This is a genomic window from Alteromonas aestuariivivens (assembly GCF_003367475.1).
Classification (GTDB): Bacteria; Pseudomonadota; Gammaproteobacteria; order Enterobacterales; family Alteromonadaceae; genus Alteromonas; species Alteromonas aestuariivivens.
Window position 1 is genome coordinate 144,314 of record NZ_QRHA01000005.1, and the last position, 14,290, is coordinate 158,603.

Annotated in this window: 7 protein-coding genes; 2 read left to right on the forward strand and 5 right to left on the reverse strand. The window is 53.1% G+C overall.

Annotated features, from left to right (window positions below):
- Positions 1–2: 2 nt before the first annotated feature.
- Together hutU and hutC are read right to left on the reverse strand one after the other, a co-directional pair.
- Positions 3–1,673, reverse strand: a complete 1,671-nt coding sequence (hutU, locus tag DXV75_RS08210; protein WP_115592923.1) for a urocanate hydratase — start codon at positions 1,671–1,673, stop codon at positions 3–5.
- A 3-nt stretch (positions 1,674–1,676) separates the two neighbouring features.
- The gene (gene hutC, locus DXV75_RS08215; RefSeq protein ID WP_115592924.1) at positions 1,677–2,393 is read right to left on the reverse strand and encodes a histidine utilization transcriptional repressor HutC; all 717 of its coding nucleotides are present in this window, start codon (positions 2,391–2,393) and stop codon (positions 1,677–1,679) included.
- A 111-nt stretch (positions 2,394–2,504) separates the two neighbouring features.
- On the opposite strand from hutC, the gene hutI reads away from it, so the two are divergent.
- Together hutI and hutG are read left to right on the forward strand one after the other, a co-directional pair.
- Positions 2,505–3,707, forward strand: coding sequence for an imidazolonepropionase (hutI, locus tag DXV75_RS08220; protein WP_115592925.1), 1,203 nt, complete (start codon positions 2,505–2,507; stop codon positions 3,705–3,707).
- Positions 3,697–4,638, forward strand: a complete 942-nt coding sequence (gene hutG, locus DXV75_RS08225) for a formimidoylglutamase (RefSeq protein WP_115592926.1) — start codon at positions 3,697–3,699, stop codon at positions 4,636–4,638. The genes hutI and hutG overlap by 11 nt, the downstream gene beginning before the upstream one ends.
- A gap of 278 nt (positions 4,639–4,916) precedes the next feature.
- On the opposite strand, the gene DXV75_RS08230 is transcribed toward hutG, so the two are convergent.
- From DXV75_RS08230 to DXV75_RS08240, 3 genes are all read right to left on the reverse strand, one after another.
- Entirely contained in the window at positions 4,917–9,263 is a 4,347-nt protein-coding gene (locus tag DXV75_RS08230) for an alpha-1,6-glucosidase domain-containing protein (protein WP_115593068.1), read from the reverse strand.
- A gap of 71 nt (positions 9,264–9,334) precedes the next feature.
- Positions 9,335–12,445 (reverse strand): TonB-dependent receptor, encoded by a 3,111-nt coding sequence (locus tag DXV75_RS08235; protein ID WP_115592927.1) that lies wholly within the window; start codon positions 12,443–12,445, stop codon positions 9,335–9,337.
- Between the two features lie 296 nt (positions 12,446–12,741).
- Positions 12,742–14,232, reverse strand: a complete 1,491-nt coding sequence (locus DXV75_RS08240) for a tryptophan halogenase family protein (protein WP_115592928.1) — start codon at positions 14,230–14,232, stop codon at positions 12,742–12,744.
- Positions 14,233–14,290: the final 58 nt, after the last annotated feature.

A 14,290-nucleotide genomic window follows, 5' to 3' on the forward strand; every position in this document is an offset into this window, starting at 1 on the left:
GATTACTCCTGATCCAGCATGGGCAAATCCAGATTGTGCTTACGGGCACATTCCCTGGCTATGTCGTATCCGGCATCGGCATGGCGCATTACGCCAGTAGCCGGGTCGTTGTGCAGCACGCGGGCAATGCGCTCGGCCGCCTCGTCAGTGCCGTCACACACAATCACCACACCGGAGTGCTGGCTGAATCCCATGCCCACACCACCACCGTGATGCAGGCTCACCCAGGTTGCCCCGCCCGCAGTATTCAACATTGCGTTCAGTAATGGCCAGTCGGAAACAGCGTCAGAACCGTCCTGCATGGCTTCGGTTTCACGGTTTGGTGATGCCACCGAACCGGAATCCAGATGATCGCGACCGATGACAACCGGTGCCGACAGCTCACCGCTGCGCACCATTTCGTTGAAAGCCAGCCCCAGCTTTTGACGCTCGCCCAGACCAACCCAGCAGATCCGTGCCGGTAAGCCCTGAAACTGAATGCGCTCCCGTGCCATATCCAGCCAGTTGTGCAGATGCCGGTTGTCGGGGATCAGTTCTTTGACTTTGGCGTCGGTCTTGTAGATGTCTTCCGGGTCACCAGACAACGCCGCCCAGCGGAACGGGCCAATGCCTTGGCAGAACAGCGGCCGAATGTACGCAGGTACAAAGCCTGGGAAGTCAAAGGCGTTAGTCACCCCTTCTTCCAGTGCCATCTGGCGAATGTTGTTTCCGTAATCCAGTGTAGCAGCACCCTTTGCCTGCAAGCCCAGCATGGCCTGAACCTGAATCGCCATCGACTGCTTGGCGGCTTTTACCACCGCGGCTTCGTCACTCAGTCGGCGCTCGGCGGCCTGCGCCATGGTCCAGCCTTTAGGCAGGTAGCCATTGAGCGGATCATGGGCGCTGGTCTGGTCGGTCACCACATCCGGGATAACGCCACGCTCCAGCAATTGCGGGAATATGTCTGCAGCGTTGCCCAGCAAACCAACAGAAACGGCCTGACCGTTAGCCTTGGCGTCATCAATCATCGCCAGAGCTTCATCCAGTGACATGGCTTTCTTGTCCACATAACCGGTCTTCAAGCGAAAATCGATGCGGGTTTCATCCACTTCCACCGCAATCATTGAGAAGCCAGCCATAGTCGCGGCTAGCGGTTGGGCACCGCCCATACCACCCAGGCCTCCGGTCAGGACCCAGCGACCACTGGCATCACCGTTGAAGTGGGTTTTCGCCACACTGACAAAAGTCTCATAGGTGCCCTGCACAATGCCCTGTGAACCAATGTAAATCCAAGAACCGGCTGTCATCTGGCCATACATCATCAGGCCTTTTCGATCCAGTTCATTAAAGTGTTCCCAGTTGGCCCAGTGCGGTACCAGATTGGAGTTGGCAATCAGAACCCGCGGCGCATTTTTGTGGGTCGGAAACACCCCAACCGGTTTACCCGACTGAACCAGCAGGGTTTCATCGTCGTTGAGGCGCTTGAGCACTTCGACAATTTTGTCATACGCCGGCCAGTCCCGGGCGGCACGGCCAATACCACCATAGACCACCAGCGACTGGGGGTGCTCGGCCACTTCCGGGTCCAGGTTGTTCATCAGCATGCGCAAAGGCGCTTCGGTCAGCCAGCTTTTGGCATTGAGTTCAGTGCCACGAGGGGCACGGATCACACGGTTGGGATCCTGTCGATTCATGGGTTACTCCTTACGGCCGGAACTAAAATTTAAGTGGCCGCCAATACGATAACGATTACCGGGATGGGTCAGCGATGCGACGCTGACGATCCCTCGTGCGGAAAAGGTTCTGCGGTGAATTTGCAGACAAGGTTGAGTTGCCGGAATGTCGAGCAATTCGGCCACTTCCGGGCTTGGAAGTACGGCTTCAATGGTGTGGTCCGCCTCGGTGAGCGGTGCCACAATACTCAGATACTCATTGGCAGTGGTAACGGAAAAATCCTGCTGCAGATACTCGGGTGCCCACTGTGGGTTGACCAGACGATCTTCCAGTTGCACGGGTACGCCGTTCTCCCGATGCACTATGCTGGTATGAAAAAGCTGAGTGCCTGTCTCAACTCCGAGCCAGCGGCTGTGTTTGTCACTTGCCACCACACACTGCTGGTAAACCCGGACACAGTCATACCGATGCCCCCGGGCACGGATTTCTTCCTGGATCCCCACAATTGCCAGCATGGAACTCATTGGGCGGCTGTCTGAAACAAAGGTACCTAACCCCTGAGAGCGGGCAAGAATGCCCTCGTCTACCAGTTCAGTGAGCGCCCGACGGGCCGTCATACGGCTGACCGAAAACTGTTCTGCAAGCTGGTTTTCAGACTCAACCTGATCGCCGGGGGCCAGTGCTCCGCTTTCAATGTTTTCCAGTATCGCTGACTTGATGGCCATGTATCTGGGTTGCATCGGTTTTTTCGTTCCACGGGTGCCAAAGTGACGCACACTGTAGCGATAACATCTTGTATATACAAGTATGTACAAGTAAAATATTTTACAATTTTTTAGCAAGGTGTTTTTATGACTCAGACACTGATCCGCAATGTACGCATTGCGTCGATGCAGGAAAACGGCCGCCCGTACGGCGAACTGGCGGCCGGTGAAATATTGCTGGAAAGAGGCAAAATCGTTGCCCTTGGCACCAGCCTTCCTGTGCGGGACGAAGCCGAAATTGTCGACGCCCAGTCAGCCTGGTGCCTGCCGGGCTTTATCGACTGCCATACTCATCTGGTTTACGCCGGGAACCGCGCCGACGAATTCGCCAAACGCCTCAGAGGCGTGAGCTATCAGGCCATTTCTGCCCAGGGCGGCGGCATAAAAAGTACGGTGCGGGCAACCCGTGAAGCCAGCGAGCAGCAACTGGTTGAGCACGCAATTCAACGTGCCAGCCGTCTGGCAGAAGAAGGGGTAACCACACTCGAAATCAAATCCGGCTACGGCCTCGACAAAGAAACTGAGGTACGCATGCTGAACGCTGCCAAACAGGTGGGCGAAAAACTCGGTATCCACATTCAGCGAACTTTTCTGGGTGCACATGCCCTGCCCCCTGAGGCTGATACAGATGCTGACGCTTACATCGATTTTGTCTGCAACACCATGATCCCCTACATCGCCGAAAATCAGCTGGCCGATGCGGTGGATGTGTTTTGCGAAACCGTTGGCTTTGATTTAGTACAAACCCGCCGGGTGTTTGAGGCTGCCCGCCAGGCCGGGTTGCCGGTAAAAGGCCATGTCGAGCAGCTCAGTGACAGTAAAGGTGCCCTGCTGGCTGCCAGTTATTCCGCCCTCTCCGTCGATCATATTGAATACCTTGACCCCAGCGATGTCAGTGCTCTGGCCGATGCAGGTACGGTTGCGGTGTTGCTGCCCGGGGCCTTTTACTATCTCAGGGAAACTCAGCTACCTCCCGTAGAGGCATTGCGACAACACCAGATCCCCATGGCCATTTCCACCGATTTGAACCCAGGCACATCCCCCATCGCTTCCCTGTTGACATGCGCAAACATGGCCTGCGTGCTATTCAGGCTCACTACCGAGGAGGCGCTAAGGGGAATAACCTGCCACGCCGCAAAAGCCTTGAACCTTGCCAATAAAGGTATACTCAGAGAAGGGGCCGATGCCGACCTGTGCCTGTGGCAGATTAACAGCCCGGACGAACTGGTGTACGAGATCAACCGCTATCGCCCGGTAGCCAAATGGGTTGGAGGTCAGCGTGTCATATAAATCTCTCTGGCAGGGCCGTATCGACAGCGAGGATGGAGATGCCGGCCGTCGCTGGCATCAGGTTGTTGAATTTCAGGATACTCCATACAAAGCTGCAGGCGGTTTATGCCTGGTTGGCTACCCCAACGACAGCGGCGTTGAGGCCAACAAGGGGCGCATTGGGGCAGCCCAGGGCCCCGATGCCCTGCGTCAGGCCATGGCAAACTTACCCTGGATACTGGCAGGCAAACTGTTTGACATTGGTAACTGCACCATTCATTGCGAACTGGCCGAAACGCAGCAGGATTATGCCAGCCGCGTTAGTGAAGCCCTCAGGGCCAACAAGGTTCTGGGCCTGGGCGGCGGCCATGACATTGCATGGGCGTCTTATCAGGGCCTTAACAAGGCTACGGATGGTATCGGCAATATCGGCATCATCAATTTTGATGCCCATCTGGATTTACGCAAACCTGCGCCTTCTGCCTCTTCCGGAACCCCGTTTCGTCAGATAGCCGAGTTCAGTCAGCGCAACAACAAACCCTTTCACTACGCCTGTCTGGGCGCGTCGCTGGCAGCCAACACCCCGGCCCTTCTTGACTACGCCCGCACCACCGGCACACGGATGTTGCCCGACACCCAGTTCAGCGTTGAAGGTGCCATTGAGTGCCTGACACCCATGCTGGAAAATGTTGAACATCTTTATGTTACCGTTTGTATGGATGCCTTTCCGGCCAGTGTTGCCCCAGGTGTTAGTGCGCCGTCAGCGCTGGGCATATCGCCACAGGACACGGTTCAAATCATTCAGTGGCTGGGAAACCAGTGCCGGGCCCGCGGCCTGAAATGGGTACTGTCGGATATTGCCGAACTGAGCCCCGGTTTTGACATTCAGGGCGCAACGGCGAGGCTGGCGGGGCGCATCGGTTTTGAACTGGCTAACGCCATGCACGGATAACAAAAAATACCGCCTCAGGCAATCGAAAAAGCCGCCCGAATTGGGCGGCTTTTTAGTGTTGATAAAGTCTGGCTATTCACATTAAACACTCTGCAGACTGGGGACAAACGTAGCGAGCGAAGAAAGTGCAAGGAAAAAGTCGCCGAAAAACCGCAGTTTACAAATGGTAAATGAGGATTTTGAGAAGACTTTTGACGCCGCAATTTCAAGCGCAGTAGTTTGTCATCAGTCTGAAGCCGCCCGAATTGGGCGGCTTTTGCTTTATAGCGTCTCGAATCCTACAAGGCTGTCACTGTGACCGTCACAGCACCAAACACAGGTCCCTTAACTCTGAATTCATAGCTTCCGGCTGGCAAATCGGCCATCAGGTTGTTGTTGCTCACCTCTATTGCTTTCGGTGTGCCCAGCTCAACTGTGTTGGAGGAAGCCCCATCCGGATTGCCCAGATTCACGGTAGACCAATCCTCAGATGCTACCTTGAATTCCACCGCGCCACCGCTGTAGTCAAGAGTTACGGCATATTCACCGCTGCCCTGATAACTGAGGGTATCCACCGCGCCCCAGCCATTCATACCGCCGCGCACAAACACGGTGGTAGAGCCGAAGAACTGTGCCTTAAACACTCGCAATATCGGTGCAGCAGGATCAGTGGCATCCAGAGCAAAGATGTATTCCTCTTCACTTTCCACATTGATCATCAGGTTGAAGTTGGTGGCTGCCAGCGCCGTATCCTCACCAAGTTCTACCACCCGATCAGCGTCGCTGTCTGAAAGTGCACCATAGTTAACCGTAGACCAGTCAGAGGAGGCAACCTTAAACTCGTAGCTGCCCACCGCCAGTGTCTTACTGAAGGTGTACAAACGTTTGCCCTGATAAACCATTTGATCGTCCGTACCCCAGCCATTGAAGCCACCGCGCAGGTACACCTCTGTGCCATCGTAGGGTTGCTCGTTTTCAATAGTCAGCTCTGGTGCGTTGCTATCGGATGCATCCAGTATAAACAGGTAGGTCGCATCTTCAGCTGGAGTAAATATCAGGTTGTTATTGCTGGAGCCAACGTTGAAGGCTTCCTCTTCAATAACGTTAACGTCCGCACCATCCGGGGCACCTAAATTAACCGAAGGTTGAGTCGGGCCGCCGCCCCAATCCATATCCGCCAGCTTGAACTGGTATTGAGTTCCGCCAGTCAGACTTACAGCAACCTGGTATTTCCCGTCGCCCAGATAACTCATTGGGTTATCGGTGCTCCAGCCGTTCATATCTCCCCGTAGATACACTGTGGTGTCGGCAAACGGTACGACATCTGGTGCACCGACGGTCGCATAGGCAGACAAGCCGTAGCCCTGAGCGCCCATTTGCGGTTTAACAAATACCGCCATGGTTAGAGCCGGCACCGTGAAAGTACCATTGCCGTCACCACCTTCAGTAAAATAAGCACCGCGCACCGTCGGGTCAACGGAGTTCATCTGGGTTTGATGCAACTCAAAGCCCGTTGCCGTATTCACGGTAATGGATTTTTCATCATACCCGCTGTTGATCACCACCATCAGTGCATCGGCAAGAGGATCCAGATCGTCCAGCGGGGTTTCCGTAGTCTCGTCGTAACCGTCATCCAGGCTCATGGCAATCAGGCCCTGCTGCTGGCTCGCACCAATATTGTGAAAACCTACCCGGTTAATGATGTCCTCGGCGCTGGTCAGGCGGAACAGCGGGCTTTGGCTGCGGATACTCAAAAACTCACTGAACACTTCTGAGGCGAACTCGATTTCGCTCATCGACGCGGCGCGTTCCGGCGAATTCACGAAACCCAGAATGGTGTCCCATTTACCCTGGTTATCCTGGGCCAGTGGCAAGCCAACGTGCCAGTTGTTGCTCATGTAGGTGAAATCGACGTAGTTGAACCAGTCACCGGCATCATAGGTGTTTCTGTCCATCGACTTGGAACGCAGCATGTCGCCACCCATTTGCAGGAACGGTATGCCCTGGGCCATCATCGGAATGCCGATACCGATGTTTTGCGCTCGAACCCGCTGTTCAAGCGTAAGATCGGCCGGCAATACATAGTTAAACTGGTCCCACAGGGTTTCATTGTCGTGCTTGGAAACATAATTGATGCTGTCCGCCGGGTCCAGGGTGTAACCACCCAGGCTGCTGGTACTAGTGGCATTACCACTGGAAGTTTCCAGCACATAGTCCTGCAGAGAGCCAATCAGGCCCATCTTAACCTTGTCCTGATCGCTCAGCGCAGAGTCGCTTTCGGGGTTGAAAATATTGCCCTGACGCACTGCTTCGCGAATACGGTCATTGAAAGTACCAATTTCCGTGCCGGCCATGTTGAGCTGGTTAGCCTGTTCATAACCACGGTCAATGCGGGTCCAGCCTTCACCGTAAAAATAATTGTCAGGGTCAACGGCCTGTACTGCGTCACGCAGGCGCACCATGGTGTCTTTTGAAGCCTGGCTCATGATGTCAAAACGGAATCCGTCGAACTTGTAATGCTCGGTCCACATCAGCAGTGAATCCTGCATCAGCTTTTCCATCATTACGTTACGTGGCTCGGTATCATCACAGCAGGTTTCGCGTACGATAGCACCGGTGTCCGTTTCATAGCGGTGGTAGTAGCCTGGTACCACTTTATCGAGCACCGACTTGCTGAAAACGCCAGAGGCATTGGTGTGGTTGTACACCACGTCCAGAACCACCCGCAGCCCCATCTCATGCAACGCCTGGTTCATGGCGCGCATTTCCACAATACGCGCGACGCCTTCCGGATCCGACGAGTAGCTGCCTTCCGGTGCATTGTAGTGATGCGGATCGTAGCCCCAGTTAAAGGTGTCATAGCCGCGCAGTTGCTCAGTGAGTTCCTGGGCTTTGGTTGGCTCGGTACTCGCGCCATAACTGTTGTACACGTCAATCAACAAAGCACCGGATGACTCTTCGCCGCAAACCGCGGCACTGCGGTTAAGGCGGCACAAATCGCCTACCGTGCTGTTTAAATCCACAGTTTTGCTGCTGTCTTCGTCAATGCTGGCGATGTCGTTGGCCGGCAACAGGTGAAAATGGGTTAACCCGGCCTCAACCAGCTTCTGCAAATGCATGACCGGTGCTGTATCCTGCTCTGTAAACGCCAGATACTTACCGCGATTAGCTTCAGAAGTGGATTCATCCCGTGCACTGAAATCACGGATATGGCCTTCGTAAATAACCGCATCTTCCGGGTTAACCACTTCAGGAATGTTCTGAGTATCCCAGCCTTCAGGCTTGAGGTCTTCATCACTCAGGTTCACAAAACGGGAAAAACGGCCATTAGTGGATACCGACACGGAATAGGGGTCGGTCACTTCCAGCACCTCAACCTTACCCGTTACGGGGTGATATACGGTCACTTCATAACGGTAGAGGGTGCGATCGAGCGCATCCGTACCGGCGTAACTCCAGATACCGGTTGCCGGGTCTTCCACCATATCGAAAGCCTGGGCAAGGGTTTTGTTCTCGTTGTAAGTAAGTAACCGAACCTGTCTGGCGGTTGGCGCCCACAAATTCACACGGATACCGCCGTCATCGTAAACAGCACCCAGCGGCATTTCATCGGCATCCATTTCACCAGCGGTGTAAATGGCATCCAGCGCCTTGGCAATTTGAATTCCTGTGGCCGCAACCAGAGTTCCCTCGCTGTCATAACCACCCAGCACAGCCTGGGTTTTCAGCACTGCTTTGGCATCCTCTGCACTCCAAACCCCCTCGTAAGCGGGCATGCTGGCGAGATGGGGAGCCATGGCTTTCTGCGCTTCAGTTAAATCCGCAGGCTGCAAATCCAGTGCTTCACCGTTCAGGCCAGTCTCAAGCGAGGCTTTCAGGCCACCATCAGCAGCAAAATGCAGTTTCACGCTTTGTACTGCCTCCGGGGCATCCCACAGCAACGTCTGGGCATCCAGCCAGTGGGCTGAAAAGCCCTCAATCGCTACCGGTTGTGGGCCCAGTGACTCCAGAGGGTATTCGAACACCGTAGCTTCGCCGGAAAGGGTGAAATTCATGCGGGTAAAGGTTTCATCATCCTGTACCAGTGAGCCTTTGAAATCGCCGCCACCCATTTCTTTGCCAGCATCGTCAGTGCCTTTGTGGATAATGAAATTGTGGCAACTGCCGTAGCCGTCCTTCAAATCCAGCACCCAGTAGGCACCGTAGGTAGGGTCTATGCCATTTGGCTGCCGACCGTTGGCCCAGTCGGTATCCGGATCGGCATAAGCGTCACAGGTATCATTGTTCCAGGTGTGCAGTTTCCAGCCATCATAGGCCGGGTCGCTGGAGGAATTATCCGCATCCACCGAGGCACGGTTGTAATACAACACTGCCTGATTCTCTGCCGGGAAAAACACCGGTGCAGGTAACGAAGGATCCGCGCCAATTACGCACGCATCATTGGTTTCGTTGGGTACCGTTGGTGCCTCACACTGAATGGGCGGTGGCGGCACACATTGTGAGCCGCTGGCGTCTGGTACATTGGGCGCATCACAGGTCAGTAAATCGTTGGAGCCAGGCTCCACATCAGAACCGCCGCAGGCCACCAGCGTGGCCGTAGCCAGCATTAGGGCAGCCAGCGCTGACGTTTGCTTAAACTTGTTCATAATCACTTGCTCCATGCAGGGAGATTGCTCACCGTTCGCTTTAGTTTTTTGCTGAATTTGAGTTAAGAACTTCATAGCGAATATGTGACCCCCAGGAAGTATTGGGTACCAAAGAACTGAATGGTGCCGGTTTGCTCAGGTGAGGTGAAATAACTCTTGGTCGGTTCGTCGGTGAGGTTATTCACCTGGAACAGCACACTCATGTTGTCGTTAATTTCGTAGGATGCCTGATAATCAATCACCAACTCCGAATCAAAATTCACGGTTTGATCATTCACAGCAACCTGCTCGGATACAAACGCATCACGATAGCGGGCAGAGACCCGGGTTTCGAAGCCTTCGTACTCCCAGAACAATGTAGCGGTAGCCACATTTTCCGACAGGCCTGGTAATCGGCTGGAATACACACCATCACTTAGGGTGCGCTGAATTTCACTTTCGGTGTAGGAGTAACTGGCACTCATACCCAGTCCGGAAAGTAATCCCGGCAGCATGCTGTAAATTTGTGTGTAAGCCACTTCCACACCACGAATGTAACCTCCCTCAGCGTTATTTACCGCGGTCTCATAACGGCCGTTTTCGGTCGGCACGGTGATGAGCAGTGGCTCGCCGTTTTCGTCCCGGGCCAACTGCGGTGGCTGGTTACTGAATTCTGGTTCTAAGTAAACCGGAATCTGCACCTCTGCCGGGACCGTAAAACCATTGGCATTAAAGTCATACGGCTCGATAGCAATATTTTCTATGAACGACTCTATGTCTTTGTAGAAGCCAGCCACAATCAGGGCGCCGTCGGTTTCCTCGAAGTAAATTTCGTAGGACATGTCGTACTGGGTTGCGTAGAACGGCTCAAGATACGGGCTGTTGCGGGCTGAGCCGTTGATCTTCGCGGTGGGGTTCGAAAGAGAGATTTCACCCGAATCCCGGTCCATTATTGCGACAACTTCCTCGATATTGGTTGAGGAATTGGCAGCAAAGCGGTTAATCGGCGCCCGCCCCATTACTTTCGCAGCCGCCACCCGAAGCTGGGTATTATCGGTAAGTTTGAAATTCAGGTTCAGGCTTGGCAGAACGTCATCAAATTCATGGGTCAGAATGGCCGGACGATAGAAATTATTGATAAGGCCGGCTTCGTCAGTAATGTTCTGCGCACCCGCAGTTGGGTCGCTGACTTCAACACTGAATCCGGTTTCCGGATCGGTAATGATCTGGGTGGCACGTTGCAATGTGGTTGAACTTTGTTTGGAACGCACATAGCGTACGCCCAGGTTACCGGTAACCGAAACAGCCCCAAGTTCGGTATCAAAGTTGGCCATCAGGTAAGCGGCATTCACGGTTTCAAACACATCACCACTCTCCTGCACAGACCAGGAAGTGGAAGGGCCAATACCCGGGCCGTTAATTACCCCGGCGGCTCCCGGCCCCCAGGTTTGGACCGGCTGTGGTGCACCGTTCGGGAACCAGGCATTGAGCGCCGAATTCAAATCAACCGACAGATAACTTGGGAAATAGGCAAAATCCCCTGACCAGTCAACCTGCTCCACCATACCGTCGGTTAAGCGTAGTGGCGGCTGGCTGACTGAGAAAGCGCCATCGTTTCCGTATTCAAACACAGAACGATCATTACTGTATTCACGGTCGGAATAGCGATAGCCAAATTCCACTGACGACAGCAGTGGCATATCGACAAAATACTGGAAGTCGGCCCGGTAGGCGTCCAGTTCGTCTTTGTTTTCATACGGGTAAATGCCGTATTTACTGACCATGACCCGGTCGATATCAGAAAACGCATCGGCCTGGTTAAACGCCAGATCCGGCAGATTTAGGCCATTGAGCAGGTAACTGATTTGTACGTTCTCGTCGAACACCGGGCTCGCGGCATCGGCATCTTCGCCTACCAGCGACCACAACAAACCATTTCTAAAATCGCTCTGAGCTTTGGAAAGAGAAACATCGAACTGGGCAGCAAGGTTATCAGTGATTTGCCACTCGGCTTTTACGCCATAACTTTCCACCTTGTCAAAATCCTGGTTGTCGTCATTAACCAGTTCAACGCGGGTGAAGCTGTCTTCGGTACGGGTAAAGGTTCCGCCAATAACGCTGTTATTAACAATAACCGGGTTGGTAATGCCAGCATTAATGCCGCCAAGTTTGACCCTGAATCCGCGGGCGAACGCCTCGGAATCAAACTTGGAAATAAAAGCATCAGCCTTGAGGGTGAAATTTTCCGCAGGGGCCCATTCAACAGCGGCAATGTAGCCAGTGCGGGTTTCTTCCCCACCCTTGTGCTGCATTTCAAAACCTTCACTGATCAATTCACATTCCGGGCAATCCGGGTTGGCGTTGTCGGTATCGCCTTCAACGCCGTCTACATCAACCTGGCCGTTGTAGGCTAAACCGATAAACTGGGTCGAAACGCTCGGTTGAAACAGGCGTGCATAACCCAGAGATAAACCCAGCGTGTCGTCGAGAAATTTGCCCTGATAGGAAAAACTCACACGATGGCCATACTCGGTGGCATCTGATACTTCGTCGGCACGATCGTTGTACATGCCCCTTAAATTGGCATTGAATGTGTGGGTTTTATCGTTGGCCAACGGGCTGGCGGTTTTCAGTTCGACCGTTCCGGCAACGCCGCCTTCAATAAGCGACGCTTTGGGCGACTTATAAACCGCAGCCGAATTGACCAGCTCTGAAGGATACTGGTCAAACTCAATGGCCCGGCTACCGCTGGTAGAAACCTGCTCACGGCCATTGAGGGTTGAAAAAACAAAATCCCCGGCCAGACCGCGAATGTTGATTTCAGCGGCCTGACCTCCGGTTCGCACCGCCGAAATACCCGGCAACCGGGTAAGGGCATCTGCCATTGACACATCAGGCAAGCCCCCTAAATCATCAGCCGAAATCTGTTCGGTAACGGTATCGCTGAAACGCTTCTGATTCAGCGACTGGATCAGACTGGTACTGAACCCCCGCACTTCAATACGTTCAATGGCTTCATCCGCTTTAGCTGAAGGCTGAGAAGACTGCACGTCCCCCACTTCCACAGACTGTGAACTTACGGGTGCGGTTTGGTCGGAAACAGCAGATTGAGGGTTTTGCTGCGCGAGTACGCTAAAGCTGGTGCCTACCAGCCCACTCGCCAACAGCGCCAAGGTGATACTGCTGGGTTTAAAGGTTTTCATGGTCCCATTCCTTGTTGTAGCGAGTGTGTCACACGGCACTATGCCAGGCGACTACGTCGCTTCTTTTTTCAACAGAACCATACTAGCTGCTGGTTAAACAGGCGGGCAATCCATTGCATACGTATTCATTAACAATTTGACACATTTGGTTCACATATAAGAAAATTAGACAATATATACAGTCAGTTATAATTCTTCTTATCGCTTAAAACGTAACAAAGGGGTCAAGATGAAGAGATATCTGCAAGAATATGCAGTACTTGGCTGCTCACAGAAGAGCAGCCTGATGGCACTATTCAGGCCGATCTCATAACATGGGCCAGATAGTCGTCGTGGTAGGGCAGTTCTGCTATTGGCTGCGCTTTAATTTCAGAAATGCGATTCAGAGTGTTTCGAATATGTTCATCACTCATGGTATTAACCAGCGGATGATAGTCACCGGGAATTAACCCCTGCCCTAACATCACCTGCAACCAGGAGCTTTCCAGAAACAGGTCGTTCTGATCACGAAACAACTTGCCATTTTCTCGGAACAAATCCATTTTATGCTTCAGCAAAGGCGGCAGTTCAAGTTCACGCATATCTTTCCAGAACTGGCTGTCGTTGCGTTCATTCAACGTGTAATGCAAAACCAGAAAATCCCGTATCTGCAGGAACTCACGTTCTGACTGCTCATTGTATTCATTGACCGAAGCCGGATGCAGACCATTATGTGGGAACAGTTGCAACAAACGCACAATACCCGACTGAATCAAATGAATGCTGGTTGACTCAAGCGGTTCGAGAAATCCGCTCGACAAACCGATTGCCACCACGTTCTTTACCCACTGCTTGCGACGGCGGCCTGTAGTAAAACGGATCACCTTGGGATCGGCCAGCGGTTTGGTTTCGAGATTATTCAGCAATATGGATTGTGCTTCATCATCGCTCATATACCGGGAACAGAATACATGCCCGTTGCCGTTTCGGTGTTGCAACGGGATCTGCCACTGCCACCCCGCCTTGTGAGCCATTGAGCGGGTAAATGGCCGGGTTGTTTCGCGCCGTTCCGAAGGGACCGCAATGGCCGTGTCACATGGCAGTAAATGTGACCAATCGTCATAGCCGGTTCCCAGCGCTTTCTCTATAAGTAACGCACTGAACCCTGAACAATCAATAAACAAATCCCCGTCAACCAACTGACCACCTTCCAGTTGCAACGCTTTGACCGTGCCGTCCCGTTCATTTCTCAGTACCCGCTCAACTTTCCCTTCAATCCGTTTAACGCCAGCCTTCTCACTGAGTTTGCGTAAATACTGTGCGTACAAACCCGCATCAAAATGGTACGCAAACGGCAGTTCAAGCATCGGATCGGCACTTTGGATCTGGGCAAATTTGCCCGCTTCAGCACACAGGTAATTGAGATCATAATCCCACAGATCACGGGCAACTCCCTGCTCTCTGCCTTTCATCCACATATGGTGGAAATGGCAAAATGCCATGGATTTTCCGGGCGCACCGAACGTGTGGTAATAACTTTCACCCTGCTGCTTCCAGTTCTCAAACCGAATAGCCAGCTTAATGGTGGCTTTGGTTTCTCTTAGGAATTCCCCTTCATTGAGGCCAAGTACCTTGTTCACCAGCCGAATTGGCGGTATGGTCGCTTCACCGACCCCAACGGTACCAATAGAATCCGATTCCACCAGCGTCAACCCGACACTGTTACCCAATACCTTTTTGATCAGTGCCGCGCTCATCCACCCTGCGGTACCGCCGCCTAAAACCACAACGTTTTGAATTTTGTTCATCGTGTTAAACACCAATAAAAAAACCACTGCTACAGAGCACTATAGCAGTGGTTATCTT